This window comes from Acinetobacter genomosp. 15BJ (genome assembly GCF_000400715.1).
Taxonomy (GTDB): Bacteria; Pseudomonadota; Gammaproteobacteria; order Pseudomonadales; family Moraxellaceae; genus Acinetobacter.
Map to the genome: position 1 here is coordinate 967332 of NZ_KE007347.1, position 16473 is coordinate 983804.

Consider the following 16473-nt stretch of genomic DNA (forward strand, 5'->3'; position numbering starts at 1 on the left):
TGAAAGCATGCGAATACTTCTTGTTGAAGATGAACAAAAAACAGGTGATTATCTCCAAAAAGGCTTAACTGAAGCTGGCTATGTGACGGACTGGAGTCAGGATGGCATTTCAGGTCTCCATCATGCCGTCACAGAACAATATGACCTGATTATTTTAGATGTCATGCTTCCAAAGCTGGATGGCTGGAAAATCCTCACTGAAATTCGCAAAGTAAACACCTTCCTCCCTGTCCTGTTTCTTACCGCGAAAGACCAAATCGAAGATCGCGTTAAAGGTTTAGAGTTGGGTGCAGATGACTTCCTGATTAAACCCTTTGCCTTTGCCGAACTGCTTGCACGTATTAAAACCCTATTAAAACGTGGGCAAATTAAAGAAGAGCAAACCTTTTATGCTGTTGCAGACCTGCATCTCGACTTGATTAAACGCCGTGTGGTGCGTTCAGGACAACGCATTGATCTGACAGCCAAAGAGTTTTCATTATTAGAGCTATTTATGCGCCGCCAAGGTGAAGTCTTGCCTAAATCACTGATTGCTGCACTGGTTTGGGATATTAATTTTGATAGCGATACAAACGTGGTCGAAGTCGCAATTCGTCGATTGAGAAATAAAATTGATACCGATTTTAGCCCCAAACTGATTAGAAACATTCGTGGCATGGGCTATGTTCTAGAGATAGAAGATGAGAACTAGATTATTTCGCTCAATCGGCTTTCGAATCAGTTTTATTTCCACCTTATTTACGATTCTGATCTTGATCGTTATGGGAATATTCGTCAATCAGCATGTGGTCAATTATTTTTACCAACAAAACCAAAAAGAAATTGAAGGCAAGATTCAGTTGATCGAAAACCTATTCCAACAAAAACCAAGCAATTTTAAAGATGGTTTAGATGAGGCCTTGATTGGGCACGATAATTTGGTGATTCAGATTAAACTGGCAAATGGTCAGACCATTTATAACAAAAAGAATAATCACACCGATCTTAGCCAATTAATTCAAACTAAAAATGGGCAATGGATTAATTGGAAAAATAAAGATCAGAGTTATCAAGGCATCATGGTCAATAAGGTTCTTCGCTATGGAGATACCAATCAAAACATGCAAATCATTGCTGCAATTGAAGTCACCGATAATTATTACTTCCTGCACTCATTTAAACAGCAGTTGCTCATGGTTGGTCTACTCGGTGTGATTGGCCTGATGTTCTTAGGTTGGTTGGCAACTTGGCAAGGTCTAGGCCCTATTCGAAACATGGCAAGACTTTCAGAAAATATATCTGCAAATAACCTTTCCAACCGTCTAGATCTGAAAAATATCCCAATTGAACTTGCACCATTAGCCACGGCATTCAACGACATGTTGGATCGCTTAGAAATTTCGGTAGATAAACTTTCTGCGTTCTCAAGTGATTTGGCTCATGAAATCAGAACCCCAATCAATAATTTGATGATGCAAACACAAGTTTCCTTAACAAAGCCAAGAACAATTGAGCAATATCAAGACGTACTTTTTTCAAATTTGGAAGAATATGAACATTTGGCAAAAATGATTTCAGATATGCTGTTTCTGGCAAAATCGGATCATAACCTCGCATTAAAAAACAAAAAAGAAATCGATTTAAAGCAAGAAATGAAGATCCTATTTGAATACTTTGAAGCATTTGCTTCAGATAAGAACATCCATTTAGAGCAAACAGGTCAGGCATATATTGAAGCTGAACCTGCGATGATCCGTCGAGCCTTTAATAATTTAATCTCGAATGCAATTAAGTATGGTGAGCCAGACTCGCTTTTAGAAGTCAAGCTGATCCAAGATTCTCAGCACTCGATCATTCAAATTAAAAATAAAGTGTCTGCTGAAATGCAGGCTTTAAACCCTTTACAGCTGTCTCGTTTCTTTGACCGCTTTTATCGTCTGGACTCATCACGACACAAGGCCGAAGATGGAACAGGGCTAGGGCTAGCCATTACCAAGTCGATTATCGAAATTCATGGTGCTGAAATTGATGTGTTTATCGAGGAGGAGAACATCGTCTTTCGCATGATTTTTCCAGCGAAATAACTTTGTTCGCTTGATCCATTAGCGGTCAGATCAATTTGAGTGAGGATATTGGAGGGATCATAAAATTAACCAGTAAATTTTATGATCCTTTGGGGGAACCAAGGATTACTTTGATGGGCCTTGACCATTATTGCCTTGTATAGTGGCATTACGTTCTTGGTTTTTTTCTAAGAAAATTAAACCACCATCTGCATAACTTAAGCTGGCTGTTGCTGCAAACGATAGGATGAAGATAAGTTTAACGAATGCTTTCATGTCTATTTTACCTATGTTCTCTTAACTCTCTATAAGATAGAACAAGCTCCCCAACAACAGCATGACCTGAAAATGACAATTTTGTTATTTAACTCAATAACAAACTGCTTTGCTTTCTTCGTCCAATTATTTCAATCTACTCAGTTAAGTGATGAGGGTTTAAAACACTAAAAATCTGCTCCAAAACCTGCCCAATCGCAAGAATTTCATGATCCATATTGGGCAAACCATCTATTTCTAATCCGACTGGTAATTTTGATTTTGTGCCACATCCGATTGGTAAGCTCAGCCCAGGTAAACCAATATTACTCCCCGGATCGGTATTGCGGATCAGTCTTTGAAAATTTTCAATTGAGCTCACATGCTCATCCACAAGCGGTGCAACAATTGCTGATGTTGGAAAAATTAAAGCATTGAGTTGATGTTCACAGAAGGTTTGCTCATAGAGTGAAAGCAACTGTGGTCGAGCCATTGTGATCGCATTCTGATATAAAGGTTCTACCGCCACAGAATGACCAGTTTCATCCACAATCAATTCAGGCAAAATATTCTGCTTAAATAATTGCTGCACATCTGGGCTTGAAATTTGCTCCACAATAGCGTCTATATCTATTCCGATTTCATGCTTCTTTAAATATTCAATCAAATCATATTTGCCTTCGTAGATCACCACAGGAAATGAAATACGATGATTCAATTGCTCCAACTCAGGCATTTCTACACTGATGATTTCAATCCCTGCATTTTTTAAAAGTTGCAGTGCCTGATCAGCCTGCTGCTGAACCTCTTCTTGCAGATTATCCCAGAAATATGTACATATCCCAAGCCTGATGGGTTGCGTCGATATAGACGCTGGGATTTGTTGTTTGGTAATCAATTGATCAATCAATATGATATCGGATACCGAATGTGCCATTGGGCCTGCGGTATCTCGCGTATGAGAGATTGGAGTAATACTCTCTTGAGCATAGCGTCCAACTGTTGGACGAAAACCGACACAGCCATTCAATGCACTGGGTAGTCTGACCGATGCACCTGTATCAGTCCCGATTGCAATTGGAACCATACCTGCAGCAACCGCGACTGCACTCCCCGAAGAAGAACCACCTGCGATATATAAGGGATTGGCAGCATTACGAGTGCCAATCACACCCTCAATATGCATTGCAGTATTGTAGCCTGTGACCCCAAATGCCAGCTCATGCATATTGGCTTTACCTACAACAATCGCACCTTGATCAATCAATGCTTGGATCACTGGAGCCGTTGCTTTGGGTCTAAATCTTGTTAAAGCAGGTGTTCCTGCCGTATTGCTAAAACCAGCAACATGAATATTATCTTTAACCGCGAGCAAGACCCCGATTAATGCAGGGCAAGGTTTGCCTTCTGCAATATATTGATCCCAAAATTGAGCTTGTCGAAGCGCTCCAGCATAATCAAGACTGATAAAAGCATTGAGGGATTGCTGAGCATCAATCTTTTCGAAATAGTGATATACCAATTGTTCACAAGAAATTTTGCGCTCAACAACCAATGCTGTAATTTCATTGATTGTTGCTTTATCAAGATGAATACGTTGATCTAAAGCTACTTTTTCTTTCATATTTGACATTGTGACTTAAAATCCATTTAAGTAGTTATGTTTATAATTTGTACCGTTTTCAGTTTATTAGATATCCTCAAAATTGAGGAGATCATTAAGAATGCATCAATGCAGCCATTTCGGTACGATTATGACAACCCATTTTTTTCATGGCACTTTTCAAATGCGTTCTAACCGTGGTAAAGCTGATATCAAGTAAATTGGCAACATATTTGTCACTCAATCCCTTACTCACTAACATGACCACTTCTTGCTCCCGTGGAGTCAAAAAATATTGGGGTGATAAATCTATAGGCAAGGCTTGAGTCATATAAGGTTCGAGTAGATTTAAGATCCTTTTCTCTCGTTCACTAAACATAATCGAGTCTTTGGCACGCCAAATACGCAAATCGCCAATATCTATCCCATCCCGAACAAAATAAATATTTAAACCATGATACAGACCATAAGGGCGTAGAAACTCATTGTAATAATCCGTTTTTTTTAGTTCTGATATCGAAATGATTTCATTAACAAAAGTTGCTTGTTGCCGTTCCCGCAGCCGAGACGTAATCGGGTCATCGTGCTGCCAAATACGGTCATATTCTAGAATTGCTTTGGGATCGATTTGCCACATAATACCTTGTTTGGATAGATGCTGCTTTGCGTCCCAAATATAAGAAGCAGCAAAATCAGCTCTTAATAAAGTCGCGATATCCACCAAGACTGTTTCACGTAAACGCTCTTGTCCTTTTCCTGAACCTAATTTCCATAGTATTTCTGAAAAAAGACTAAACTCGGATGGACTTAAATCGTGTTCTAAAAGCATAACCTGCTACCTTTCTATCTTCCTGACACCTGTCCACTCTAAAATAAAGATGAACAGTTATTCCCTTTTGTTTATTTCGCTTTCCTCTATCTTTTATATGCTACTGAATCATTATTTTCTACACTTCATTTTTTTAATCGGCTTGCATGAGGCGTTTTGCCATACCAGCGTTTATAAGCATGAATAAAACTAGCGGGTTCGGCATAGCCTAACCATTCAGAAATTTGCTCAATTGAAGTTTGTGTTGAAGACAAATAGGAGCTTGCCATAATTTCCCGGACTTCCTCCCTGATTTTAATAAATGTGGTGTGTTCTTGCGCCAAATAACGACGTAAAGTACGGGAGTTTAGATATAAACGATCTGCGACTTCTTCCATCGCTGGAATTTCCCCTTTGGTATTCATAAGGATGTGTTGCACTTGATCGGTATATTTCTTTTGAGATTGCCGTTTATCCAGTATTTCTCGGCATTGTTGCTCAGCTGAATGTAGCACCAGCTCATTTGCCATACTCAGCTTTTGATCAATTTTTTCAGCATTCAATATAATAAAGCTTTTCGATCCACCAAATTCAGGCGTCACCCCAAACAATTCATGATAAGGCTGTATTTCTCCGCAGGGCTGAAAGTCAAACACTACTTTGTGGCAGAGATTCTCCCGAATCAAATCGTGTTGGACGGTTATCAGTGCGGCAATATCTCGCTCAATAATGAATTGCCGTAATATTTGAGGAATTCCCTCATCTACCTGTATATCAATTCGAATACTATTGGTCTCTGGTGGCTCTGATACCACAAACTGACTAAAGGCAAAAGATAAAGGAAAATAGGCCAAAGCAAAGTTCAAGGCTTCACGAATATTCGCACTACTAATCAAGCCTAAGCCTAGAGAACCAAAGGTGGTAAAGTGATAACGCTGACCCACCTCCAAGCCAAGCAAAGGTCTTTGGCTAAATGTCTCGACTAAATTGCGAATCAGCTGTAATTCCTGCTGCCCAGTTACCAACATATTTGGATCAAGCAACTGTTGTTGCTCCAGTCCTGTTCCCTTGAGGATCTGTAAATGACTAACGCCCAGTTCAACTGCAAAATCTGCCATGAGACGAACACTATGGATACTACGTTGATATGACCATAAGTAGTTCAAACCTATTTTCTCAATGTCCTCTAATCACAATATTTTGTCCTGATCCATCCTCTAAATCAATGCATGAAACGATTATTCTGCAAGCAATACATGATACTTTTCACTTGAGTCCGTTATGTTTAAACAACAATTATCTTCAAATAAAAATATTCGTATCGCCATTATTGGAACTGGATTTGGTGGATTAGGGCTAGCCATTCAGCTCAAACTTGCTGGATTTGAACAATTTACCTTATTTGAAAAAGCCAATGATGTCGGTGGTGTCTGGCGTGACAATACCTATCCAGGTGCTGCTTGTGATGTTCCTTCTCACTTATATTCATTTTCTTTTGAACAAGACCTTGGCTGGAAAAACCGCTATGGCTCTTCGCAAGAAATTCACCAGTACCTGAAGCATTGCACAGAGAAATATCAGCTTTATCCGCATATCCAGTTTAATACTGAAATTGCCAGCGCTGATTTTGATGCCACGCAGGGCATTTGGCATATCCAAACACTAACAGGGGAAAAATTTGAGGCAGAATTTTTAATTGCTGCAGTGGGTCAACTCAACCGACCAGCCTTTCCTAAAATTAAAGGGCTGGACTCATTTAAGGGGAAAAGCTTTCATTCAGCGCGTTGGGAGCATGACTACGACTTAAATAATAAACGTGTTGCTGTGATTGGTACCGGTGCCAGTGCAATTCAATTTGTCCCTGAGATCGCAAAGCAAGTAGCCCATTTAGATATTTATCAACGCTCTGCGCCCTATGTCATTCCAAAACCAGATCGTATTTACTCAAAATTAGAGCGGAAAGTTTTCCAAAAGCTACCAATCTTGCAAAGTCTGGATCGTGTATTTCAATATAGTTATAACGAAATTCGCCTCAAGAGCTTTACCGCCACGCTGAATGAAATTCCATTAGCCGAATATATTTTTCAGCGCCATATCCGTGAGGAAATCAAAGACCCACATTTCCGTCATCGTCTGATGCCCGACTACCCGATTGGCTGCAAACGTATTTTGATTTCCAATCATTGGTACCGAAGTCTGGTTCGTCCCAATGTCGAGGTTATCGATACCGCGGTTCAGGAAGTCACTGAAAATGGTATTGTCGATAAAGATGGCAAACACCGCGAAGTCGATGCCATTATTTATGGAACAGGTTTTGCGGCAACTGAGTTTATGGCACCCATGCAAATTACTGGACTCAATGGCAAAAAATTAAAAGACCAATGGGTCGATGGCGCAGAAGCGTATTTAGGCTTAACCGTAAGCGGCTTCCCTAATTTCTTCATGCTGTATGGACCAAATACCAATCTGGGGCATAACTCAATCGTGTATATGATTGAAAGCCAAGTGAATTACATCCTAGATGCGCTTCAAACCCATATCCAAAACAATTTATCCTTCACCGATCTAAAAGCTGAAATCCAAGTACAGTTTAATCAAGAAATTCAGGAGCGTATGAAGTCAACCATGTGGTCGCAAGGCTGTACCAGTTGGTATCAGACCGCAACAGGGAAAAATACCAATAACTGGCCGGGCTTCACATTGGAATATCGTCAACGCACCCGTCGCTTCGATCTGGAAAATTACACTCAAGTACAAAAGTCGGCACAGACACAAGCTCAGATAGAATACCAAGCCAAAAAGATAGCTGTTTAAATCCTCTCATTAAACCATGCCACATTTGGATTGTCCTTGAATGAGATAAAGGACAATCCATGAGCGTGCCCCAACTCCGTTTGCATAAAATCCTAAAATTTGATAAATCCGCTTGACCTTCCCATAATGTTAAGGTCTATGCTGAAAGCAATCGGATTATCTCTATAGGTATAACTTATGGAAACGCAAACAAAAACATTGTCTAATAATATGAATGTCAGCCTTCAAGTCGAAGGCATGACTTGCGCCAGTTGTGTTGGACGCGTTGAAGCAGCACTCAAAAAAGTTGACGGCGTTCAGTCTGCATCAGTGAATCTAGCCACAGAACGTGCAGATATCACGCTTGCTAAGCCCGTAGACCGACAAGTGCTGATTCAAGCCATAGAGCAAACAGGTTATGACGTCCCTGCAAATAAGGTCGAATTGTCGATTGAAGGCATGACCTGTGCATCATGTGTCAGTCGTGTGGAAAAAGCATTGAATGCGGTTAACGGCGTAAAAACAGCTAACGTCAATTTGGCAACTGAACGTGCTACGGTAACGGGTACGGCTAACGTCGAAAGCTTAATCGCAGCGATTGATAAAGCGGGTTACGATGCCAAAGAGATTCAGGCATCCATTAATCAAAGTGAACAACTTGAGAAAAAGGACCAAGAACGTGCTGAACTTAAACGTGACCTGATCATTGCCACAGTTTTAGCCTTACCTGTGTTTATCTTGGAAATGGGATCACACTTGATTCCAGGCGTTCATCATCTAATTGAACAAAGCATTGGCATGCAAAATAGTTGGTACTTACAATTCGTTTTAACCACCCTAGTGCTGATTATTCCAGGCCGCCGTTTTTATCTCAAAGGTCTTCCCGCTTTAGTCCGTTTAGCACCCGATATGAACTCTTTGGTTGCAGTTGGTACACTGGCGGCTTATCTATTTTCACTGGTTGCAACCTTTACACCAAAGCTACTGCCTGCTGGCACAGTGAACGTTTATTACGAAGCAGCCGCTGTGATTGTAGCGTTGATTCTACTCGGTCGTTTTCTTGAAGCCAAAGCCAAAGGTCGAACATCAGAAGCCATTCAGCGTTTAGTCAGCCTACAAGCAAAAGTTGCCCATGTTTCTCGTGATAATCAGGTGGTCGATATTCCAATCGACCAAGTTCTTGCAGGTGATTTTGTCATTGTAAAACCAGGCGAAAGAATCCCTGTCGATGGTGAAGTGATTGAAGGTCAAAGCTTTGTCGATGAGTCGATGATCACAGGTGAACCGATTCCTGTTGAGAAAAGCATTGGCAGCCAAGTCGTGGGTGGAACTATCAACCAGAACGGTACTTTAAGTTTTAAAGCCATCGCTGTCGGTGGCGACACTATGCTGGCGCAAATTATCCGTCTGGTCGAGCAAGCACAAGGCTCTAAAATGCCGATTCAAGCGGTGGTCGATAAAGTGACCTTATGGTTTGTACCCGCAGTGATGATTGCCGCTTTACTCACCTTCCTCGTATGGTTAGTTTTCGGCCCATCACCTGCTTTAACTTTTGCACTGGTCAATGCAGTGGCCGTACTGATTATTGCCTGTCCATGTGCCATGGGTTTAGCAACACCGACTTCGATTATGGTTGGTACTGGACGTGGTGCGGAACTTGGTGTCCTGTTCCGCAAAGGTGAAGCGCTACAGCTGTTAAAAGATGCCCAAGTAGTTGCCGTTGATAAAACAGGGACCTTGACCGAAGGTCATCCCGTACTGACTGATTTTGAGGTGACATCCACTTTTGAGCGTAATGATGTACTCAGCCTCGTTGCTGCAGTAGAGTCGCTTTCTGAACATCCAATTGCCAAAGCAATTGTCGATGCTGCAAAAAATCAAGGTCTAGATTTGCCAAAGGTTGATCGCTTTGATTCAGTCACAGGTATGGGGGTTAATGCCACCGTGAATGAAAGCCAGAACATCTATATCGGTGCAGACCGCTACATGATTCAACTTGGTCTGGATATTACCCCATTCTCCATTACAGCACAACGTTTGGGTGATGAAGGTAAATCTCCGCTTTATGTGGCAATTGATGGCACTTTGGCAGGGATTATTGCAGTTGCCGATCCAATCAAAGACACCACACCTGCTGCCATTCAAGCGCTACATCAACTGGGTTTAAAAGTGGCAATGATTACCGGTGATAATGCCCGTACCGCACATGCCATTGCTAAACAACTTGGGATTGATGAAGTGATTGCCGAAGTGCTACCTGAAGGTAAAGTTAATGCTGTGCAGGAACTGAAAGCAAAATATGGCAATATTGCCTTTGTGGGCGATGGGATCAACGATGCACCAGCATTGGCTCAAGCAGATGTCGGTCTTGCAATTGGCACAGGGACTGACGTGGCGATTGAGTCTGCGGATGTGGTGTTGATGTCTGGGAACCTGCAAGGTGTGGCAAACGCAATTGCCTTATCTAAGGCAACCATTGGCAATATTCACCAAAACTTGTTCTGGGCCTTTGCCTACAATACCCTATTGATTCCAGTAGCTGCGGGTGTGTTATATCCTGCTTATGGTATCTTGATGTCACCGATTTTTGCTGCGGGTGCGATGGCACTTTCCAGTGTATTTGTGCTTGGTAATGCTCTACGTTTACGTCGTTTCCAACCACCGTCTGTGCATAAAGGCTAAGGAGGATTTTATGAATATTGGTAAAGTTTCTCAAGCTTCAGGTGTAACTGCCAAGATGATTCGTTATTATGAGCAAATTGGTTTGATTCCTGCGGCAGGACGCAGCAATGCAGGCTACCGTTCTTATTCAGAGAATGACGTGGAACGTTTGAAATTTATCAAACGCAGTCGTGAGCTGGGGTTTTCGTTTACGGAAATCACTGATTTACTCGACCTATGGAATAATCGCAATCGACAAAGTGCCGATGTAAAACAATTGGCTCAGGCACATATCCATAAGCTGGAACAGCGCATCCAAGACCTACAGCAAATGGCACAAACACTCCAGAATTTAGTCGACTGCTGTGCCGGTGACAATCGTCCCGACTGCCCGATTCTGGAAGGCTTAAAAGAACCAAGTCATGAAATGAAGGACATCCATCATCATAATGATTTACTCTCGCTTTCCCCGCTCACTGGGCGCAAGTAAAACAAAATAAAAGGCGATCTTGTGATCGCCTTTTATTTTTTATCCATTCTTTTGACACAAAAAAAGCGGCTGTTTAAGCCGCTTTGTATTCATCAACAGATTAACGTGGTGGAAAACCTGCTTCAGATAAAGCCTCTACTACTTGTTGCTGTGAGGCTGTGGTTTCAACTTTAACGCTGCGATTTGGCGGATCAGTAATCACTTTTGCATTGGCATCTACCGCTTGGATCGCACGGGTTACGCCACGTGCACAGCCACCACAGGTCATATTTTCGACATGAAATTCCATCGTAAAACTCCATTCAGTTATTTAAGAAGATAAACACACTATAAAGGTTGCCATAATGGTAAGGTCAAGCCTTTTACACATTAAAATAAACAATATATCATCTGATCATTCCTTCTTTTCAGAAACATAATTGATGGTGTATTTAGGGATTTCTATTTCTAAAGGTTGATCCTGAATATTCACCTGACAAGACAGTCGTGATTCTGGGCACAAACCCCAAGCACGATCAAGTAAGTCTGCTTCAACATCATCCATTTCCTGCAAACTTTCAAAGCCTTCCCGAACAATGACATGACAGGTGGTACAAGCTCCTGAAAGATCACAGGCATGCTCAATTTCAATCCCATGATCGAGTAAAGTTCTACACAGGTTTGCACCCTTTTTTATTTCTAGAATACGGCCTTCTGGACAGATTTTTTCATGCGGGAGAACAGTTATCTTCGGCATAATCGCTACCTTTCTATCTAATTACGAAAAGCTGTAATCAATAAAACGCTGTTTTGATTCAGCCTTTTATGGATGGAACTATCAAATCAAGAATAAGATCAAAGGCTTTATAGTAGATGCCGTTGTAACCAAGCATTGATCACTTTAATTTCAATATCCTGAGCCAAAATAATATTTTTTGCCAATATCCGAACTTCTGAATCATAACCATATTTCAAGGCAACCTTGGCCATATCTATGACCACTTGATGATGTGGAATCATTCCACGCATAAAGTCGATGTCGGCATTGCCTGTGTAATTGATTTGCATATCAACATGCATACGGCTCCTTAGTTCCATATAAGCACGCGTAGAGAGGCTATAAATATCACTTGCATCATTTTCGTTAGGCGTTATTGCCGATTGTTGTTCACTCATTATTGTTTCCTTGCTATTCAGCTGCATCACATTCATTTCAGATGTGATTGACATGCTATATTGATGAAAATAAAGGAAGTGACACCATCAATAGATAAGGGTTTCTATCTCATGTGGCACAGTTACCTTTATGAAAGACACTGTAGTCCTTCCAATAATTGCAAGGTCAAGCAATCAATTTATTAAAAATTTTGAGTGACTCAAAAACAAAGTTTTATAGGTTCTAAATAAAAAAAGTGCATGATCAACATGCACTTTTTGAAGCAATATTTATTGTGTTTTAGCCATTTAAGCCAACTGCCTTAGCACGTGCTTTATGCAATTTCTTATAACTGTCAATTAAACGTAAATGACGATCAAGCCCTTCCAGTTTCATACTGGTTGGGGTGAGACCATAGAAACGGACCGTGCCTTCAACAGAACCAACTACAGCATCCATACGCTCATTGCCAAACATACGGCGGAAATTGGTTTCGTAGTCTTCAAGCTCCATTTCATCATCGAGTAAGACTTCTAACACCACATTCATGCATTGATAGAACAAACCACGTTCTACCGTGTTGGTATTGTATTGCAAGAAAGTCTCAACCAAGTCTTTCGCTTCTTCAAACTGCTCTAAAGCAAGATAGATTAACAGTTTCAATTCAAGCAGGGTTAATTGCCCCCATACCGTATTGTCATCAAACTCAATCCCGATCAAGGTGGTGATTTCGGTGTAATCATCCAGTTCGCATTCTTCTAAACGCTCAACCAAGGCTTCCAACTGTTCTTCATCTAAACGATGTAGATTGAGGATATCTTCACGGAATAAGATCGCTCGATTGGTATTGTCCCAAATCAGGTCTTCAACTAAATAAATTTCAGAATAATCAGGCACCAAGATACGACATGCGGTTGCACCTAAGTGCTCATACACCGCCATGTAGACTTCTTTGCCCATTTCTTCAAGGATACCGAACAACTCAGCCGCTTCTTCAGCATTTGAGTTTTCACCTTCATTGGTGAAGTCCCATTCAACAAAGTCATAATCCGATTTGGCACTAAAGAAACGCCATGAGACCAAACCACTTGAATCAATAAAGTGTTCAACAAAGTTGTTTGGTTCAGTGACTGCATTGCTTTGGAATGTCGGTTGCGGTAAATCGTTTAAACCTTCAAAACTACGGCCTTGCAACAATTCAGTCAGGCTACGCTCTAATGCCACTTCCAAACTTGGGTGTGCACCAAATGATGCAAATACACCGCCTGTACGTGGATTCATTAAAGTCACACACATCACAGGGAATTGACCGCCTAACGATGCATCTTTAACCAGTACAGGGAAACCTTGCTCTTCCAAGCCTTGGATACCTGCCACAATACTTGGGTATTTCGCCAATACTTCTTGCGGTACGTCAGGTAATGCAATTTCACCTTCCAGAATTTCACGTTTAACCGCACGTTCGAAAATTTCAGAGAGACATTGCACTTGTGCTTCTGACAAGGTATTACCCGCGCTCATACCATTACTGAGATATAAGTTCTCAATCAGGTTTGATGGGAAATAGACAATCTCATCATCAGATTGGCGTACAAATGGCAATGAGCAAATACCACGTTCTGTATTCCCTGAGTTGGTGTCATATAAATGTGTACCGAGTAACTCATCATCGGGGTTATAAATTTCTAGACAATATTCATCTAAAATTTCTTTTGGTAATTCGCCATTTGGACCCGGTTTAAACCACTTCTCATCTGGATAATGTACAAATTCTGCATTGGCAATGTCCTCACCCCAGAACTGGTCGTTATAGAAGAAGTTACAGTTTAAACGTTCAATGAATTCACCTAAAGCCGAAGCTAAAGCACTTTCTTTGGTTGAACCTTTACCATTGGTAAAGCACATTGGCGATTGTGCATCACGAATATGCAACGACCAGACATTCGGTACGATATTGCGCCAAGATGCGATTTCAATCTTCATGCCTAGACCTGCCAGAATCCCTGACATATTGGCAATCGTCTCTTCTAATGGCAGGTCTTTACCTGCAATATAGGTGCTGCTTTCAGAAGCAAGGCTTGGCATCAATAAGGCTTGTGCATCTGCATCAATGCTTTCAACCTCTTCAATGATAAACTCTGGACCGGTTTGAATCACTTTCTTAACCGTACAGCGATCGATTGAACGCAAGATGCCTTGACGGTCTTTTTCAGAAATATCAGCGGGTAATTCAACCTGAATTTTAAAAATCTGTTTGTAGCGATTTTCAGGATCAACAATATTGTTCTGCGATAAACGAATGTTGTCCGTTGGAATATCACGCGCAGCGCAATACACTTTGACAAAGTAAGCTGCACATAACGCAGATGAAGCAAGGAAATAATCAAATGGACCTGGTGCAGAACCATCGCCTTTATAACGAATCGGCTGATCGGCGATTACCGTAAAGTCATCAAACTTCGCTTCTTGGCGAAGATTGTCGAGATAATTAACCTTGATTTCCATGCGAGCACCTAAATATTCTTATGTGTTGCAAGTACATAAGATTGAAAATATTAATCTATAAGCCGAATCGTGGATCACAAATAGACTTAAAAAACTGTGGCTAAGGTCGTCTTGTGAGTCTATCTAAACACTGACCTTAGTATTGATGGGCGCTATTATAGAAGTATTTTGTGTAATTGATAACTTTTGTCTGCCTTTCTAGCCTTTTTATGAACAATTAAGCAGGTTTTACGATATTGCCCCAGACTTAGAGTTGCATGGCAATCTCAACAAAGGCTTTTGCAATCGGCGTCATCTGCTGCTTGTTTTTTACCGCTAGGCCTATTGAGCGTTTAATATTGGGAGATAATGGTCGTTTTACCACATTCGGATACAGCTGAAGAATGTTTTGGTCTAGAGCTAAATCTACCACAATTGAAACCCCTGCACTATGATTCACCATATTTAAAATCGACAAGATTTGCGACAAGTTATACTTAATCTGTGGCGTGAGTTGTGCAGCCTTAAACAGTTCCATGACATGGTTTTGACTGCCCGCACTGGTCAAAATAAAAGGATGATCAACCAACTCTTGCAATTGCACCGCTGGCTTTTGTGCAATCTCTAAATGCTTTGGCAATAAAGCAACAAAGATATCCTCCAACAAAACAAAGCTATCAAAGCGAGTTTCAGGCAAGACCACAAAGCCAAGATCGACTTTGCGTTCATCTATCCACTGCAATACTTCTTTATCAGTACCTTCCATCACCAATACCTCGACATCAGGATATTGTTGCGCAAATTGTTTTAAAATCAGCGGAATCAGTACATTGGAAGATGATGCACCAAAGGAACCAATCCTTAAAGTTCCCGTTTTTAGACCTTTAAGATCCATCACTTCTTGATGAATAATGTTAGAAACATTCAAGATTTCATTTACATAAGGCAGTAAACGTTGTCCCGCAGCGGTCAGTTCTACTTCATTGTTATTTCGATAAAACAGTTGGGTTTCCCACTTCTTTTCCAACGCTTTTAAAGCATGTGAAATTGCAGATTGGGAAATATTGAGCTGCTGCGCGGTGTGGGTGAAATTTTTTAATTCTGCCAGCTTTGAAAATATTTCGAGTTGGGTCAGGGTCATCATGATGCATTCATGAGTAAAAACTCATTTTACTATAAAAATAAATTAGTTTTACGATTTGATTCAATTCTATATTGATTAAAAATGTCATGCGTCACGTAGCCATTTCTCTTTCGAGTTCCACTGTTTATTTTAAGCTGATCTGTGTTGCCATGATGTGGGGTGGTACCTTCATCGCAGGAAGGATTGTTGCAGCGGAACTCTCTCCAACCCTATCTGCATTATTACGCTTTGGGATTGCTGCGATCTTACTGGTCATCATATTGTTGAAAAGCACAGGAGGTTTTCCAAATCTTGCTGCACAACAACATGTCTATGCCATCTTGATGGGATTGACAGGGGTATTTGCTTATAACTTATTTTTCTTTGCTGCTTTGTCCAGAATTGAAGCCGGTCGAACTGCACTATTTGTAAGTTTATCCCCTATTTTAACCATTTTAATCATGCGGATTTTCTTTCAGGAAAGGTTACGGATAATAAATTATGTAGGTGCATGTCTCGCTTTAGTCGGCACACTGATGGTCGTGAGCAAAGGTGATTTTTTTGCTGCATTCGATCAAGCTTTTGGCGCTGGCGAAATGATGATGTGTGGTGCAGTCTTCAGTTGGGTCATTTACACAATCTGCTTTAAGCAGACCCGTGCACCTGCTTTAACCATGACCACCTATTCAGTGCTTTGGGGTACAGGTTTTCTTTTATTCGATGCATGGCCAGAATTACGGTCTAGCGGGTTGATGGATATTTCGTTGTGCAGTTGGCTATCCATTTTATATTTAGGTGCTTTTGGGACAGTCTTGGCATTTATCTGGTATGCACAGGCCATCCATAGTATTGGAGCATCTCGAACCATCATATTTAATAATTTAGTGCCTGTATTTGCAGTCTTACTGGCATTTCTTATTCTGAATGAACCCATCACTTGGTCAATGCTGATGGGTGGTAGTCTAAGTTTCATTGGGGTTATTTTAACCAATAAGCAAGAGAAATAGAGCAACAAAAAACTTAGCTAAAAAGCTAAGTTTTTTGTTGCAAGATGAGTATTTTTTGTGCAATACTTAGCT

Annotated in this window: 15 protein-coding genes; 6 read left to right on the forward strand and 9 right to left on the reverse strand. The window is 40.9% G+C overall.

Translation table 11 applies throughout. The annotated features are described in order from the left end of the window. Positions 1-7 precede the first annotated feature (7 nt). Both F896_RS09580 and F896_RS09575 read left to right on the forward strand, forming a co-directional pair. Positions 8-691: a heavy metal response regulator transcription factor gene (locus tag F896_RS09580; RefSeq protein ID WP_005203769.1), complete on the forward strand. Its 684-nt coding sequence runs from the start codon at positions 8-10 to the stop codon at positions 689-691. After that, entirely contained in the window at positions 681-2063 is a 1383-nt protein-coding gene (locus F896_RS09575; protein ID WP_016163759.1) for a heavy metal sensor histidine kinase, read from the forward strand. Before F896_RS09580 ends, F896_RS09575 begins: the two co-directional genes overlap by 11 nt. 105 nt (positions 2064-2168) lie before the next feature. Here the strand turns inward: F896_RS09575 and F896_RS21025 are convergent, their stop codons facing one another. The 4 genes from F896_RS21025 to F896_RS09560 all read right to left on the reverse strand — a co-directional run bounded on the left by F896_RS21025 (position 2169) and on the right by F896_RS09560 (position 5874). Continuing rightward, positions 2169-2318 carry a hypothetical protein gene (locus tag F896_RS21025; RefSeq protein WP_016163760.1) on the reverse strand — a complete coding sequence of 50 codons (150 nt, stop codon included), beginning with the start codon at positions 2316-2318 and terminating at the stop codon, positions 2169-2171. Positions 2319-2454: 136 nt separating this feature from the next. After that, a complete protein-coding gene (gene iaaH, locus F896_RS09570) occupies positions 2455-3930 on the reverse strand; it encodes an indoleacetamide hydrolase (protein WP_016163761.1) in 1476 nt (491 codons plus the stop codon). An 85-nt stretch (positions 3931-4015) separates the two neighbouring features. Further along, positions 4016-4729, reverse strand: a complete 714-nt coding sequence (locus F896_RS09565) for a helix-turn-helix transcriptional regulator (RefSeq protein WP_016163762.1) — start codon at positions 4727-4729, stop codon at positions 4016-4018. 125 nt (positions 4730-4854) lie between these two features. Continuing rightward, entirely contained in the window at positions 4855-5874 is a 1020-nt protein-coding gene (locus F896_RS09560) for an AraC family transcriptional regulator (RefSeq protein WP_016163763.1), read from the reverse strand. Between the two features lie 115 nt (positions 5875-5989). Here F896_RS09560 and F896_RS09555 point away from each other — a divergent pair, with 115 nt between their 5' ends. The 3 genes from F896_RS09555 (at position 5990) to cueR (ending at position 10652) form a co-directional block, all read left to right on the forward strand. Continuing rightward, positions 5990-7522: a flavin-containing monooxygenase gene (locus F896_RS09555; protein WP_016163764.1), complete on the forward strand. Its 1533-nt coding sequence runs from the start codon at positions 5990-5992 to the stop codon at positions 7520-7522. Between the two features lie 177 nt (positions 7523-7699). Next, positions 7700-10183, forward strand: a complete 2484-nt coding sequence (locus F896_RS09550) for a heavy metal translocating P-type ATPase (RefSeq protein WP_016163765.1) — start codon at positions 7700-7702, stop codon at positions 10181-10183. 10 nt (positions 10184-10193) lie between these two features. After that, positions 10194-10652 carry a Cu(I)-responsive transcriptional regulator gene (cueR, locus tag F896_RS09545; RefSeq protein ID WP_016163766.1) on the forward strand — a complete coding sequence of 153 codons (459 nt, stop codon included), beginning with the start codon at positions 10194-10196 and terminating at the stop codon, positions 10650-10652. 100 nt (positions 10653-10752) lie between these two features. Here the strand turns inward: cueR and F896_RS09540 are convergent, their stop codons facing one another. The 5 genes from F896_RS09540 to F896_RS09520 all read right to left on the reverse strand — a co-directional run bounded on the left by F896_RS09540 (position 10753) and on the right by F896_RS09520 (position 15412). Next, entirely contained in the window at positions 10753-10941 is a 189-nt protein-coding gene (locus F896_RS09540; RefSeq protein WP_004653564.1) for a heavy-metal-associated domain-containing protein, read from the reverse strand. Positions 10942-11046: 105 nt separating this feature from the next. Continuing rightward, positions 11047-11388 carry an ISC system 2Fe-2S type ferredoxin gene (gene fdx / locus F896_RS09535; protein ID WP_016163767.1) on the reverse strand — a complete coding sequence of 114 codons (342 nt, stop codon included), beginning with the start codon at positions 11386-11388 and terminating at the stop codon, positions 11047-11049. Between the two features lie 107 nt (positions 11389-11495). Continuing rightward, complete coding sequence (locus F896_RS09530; RefSeq protein WP_016163768.1) at positions 11496-11807, reverse strand: CopM family metallochaperone; 312 nt, start codon at positions 11805-11807, stop codon at positions 11496-11498. Between the two features lie 280 nt (positions 11808-12087). Continuing rightward, positions 12088-14292, reverse strand: a complete 2205-nt coding sequence (locus F896_RS09525; RefSeq protein ID WP_016163769.1) for an OsmC domain/YcaO domain-containing protein — start codon at positions 14290-14292, stop codon at positions 12088-12090. Positions 14293-14539: 247 nt separating this feature from the next. After that, positions 14540-15412 carry a LysR family transcriptional regulator gene (locus F896_RS09520; RefSeq protein ID WP_032882386.1) on the reverse strand — a complete coding sequence of 291 codons (873 nt, stop codon included), beginning with the start codon at positions 15410-15412 and terminating at the stop codon, positions 14540-14542. 89 nt (positions 15413-15501) lie between these two features. On the opposite strand from F896_RS09520, the gene F896_RS09515 reads away from it, so the two are divergent. Further along, positions 15502-16401, forward strand: coding sequence for a DMT family transporter (locus tag F896_RS09515; protein ID WP_016163771.1), 900 nt, complete (start codon positions 15502-15504; stop codon positions 16399-16401). Positions 16402-16473 lie beyond the last annotated feature (72 nt).

Excerpts from the sequence above, each read along its gene's own strand:
- F896_RS09540 (WP_004653564.1), bottom strand. The coding sequence starts at position 10,941 with ATGGAATTTCATGTCGAAAATATGACCTGTGGTGGCTGTGCACGTGGC.
- F896_RS09565 (WP_016163762.1), bottom strand. The coding sequence starts at position 4,729 with ATGCTTTTAGAACACGATTTAAGTCCATCCGAGTTTAGTCTTTTTTCA.
- F896_RS09550 (WP_016163765.1), top strand. The coding sequence starts at position 7,700 with ATGGAAACGCAAACAAAAACATTGTCTAATAATATGAATGTCAGCCTT.
- F896_RS09580 (WP_005203769.1), top strand. The coding sequence starts at position 8 with ATGCGAATACTTCTTGTTGAAGATGAACAAAAAACAGGTGATTATCTC.
- F896_RS09525 (WP_016163769.1), bottom strand. The coding sequence starts at position 14,292 with ATGGAAATCAAGGTTAATTATCTCGACAATCTTCGCCAAGAAGCGAAG.
- F896_RS21025 (WP_016163760.1), bottom strand. The coding sequence starts at position 2,318 with ATGAAAGCATTCGTTAAACTTATCTTCATCCTATCGTTTGCAGCAACA.
- F896_RS09575 (WP_016163759.1), top strand. The coding sequence starts at position 681 with ATGAGAACTAGATTATTTCGCTCAATCGGCTTTCGAATCAGTTTTATT.
- cueR (WP_016163766.1), top strand. The coding sequence starts at position 10,194 with ATGAATATTGGTAAAGTTTCTCAAGCTTCAGGTGTAACTGCCAAGATG.
- F896_RS09515 (WP_016163771.1), top strand. The coding sequence starts at position 15,502 with ATGCGTCACGTAGCCATTTCTCTTTCGAGTTCCACTGTTTATTTTAAG.
- F896_RS09555 (WP_016163764.1), top strand. The coding sequence starts at position 5,990 with ATGTTTAAACAACAATTATCTTCAAATAAAAATATTCGTATCGCCATT.
- fdx (WP_016163767.1), bottom strand. The coding sequence starts at position 11,388 with ATGCCGAAGATAACTGTTCTCCCGCATGAAAAAATCTGTCCAGAAGGC.
- iaaH (WP_016163761.1), bottom strand. The coding sequence starts at position 3,930 with ATGTCAAATATGAAAGAAAAAGTAGCTTTAGATCAACGTATTCATCTT.
- F896_RS09530 (WP_016163768.1), bottom strand. The coding sequence starts at position 11,807 with ATGAGTGAACAACAATCGGCAATAACGCCTAACGAAAATGATGCAAGT.
- F896_RS09520 (WP_032882386.1), bottom strand. The coding sequence starts at position 15,412 with ATGACCCTGACCCAACTCGAAATATTTTCAAAGCTGGCAGAATTAAAA.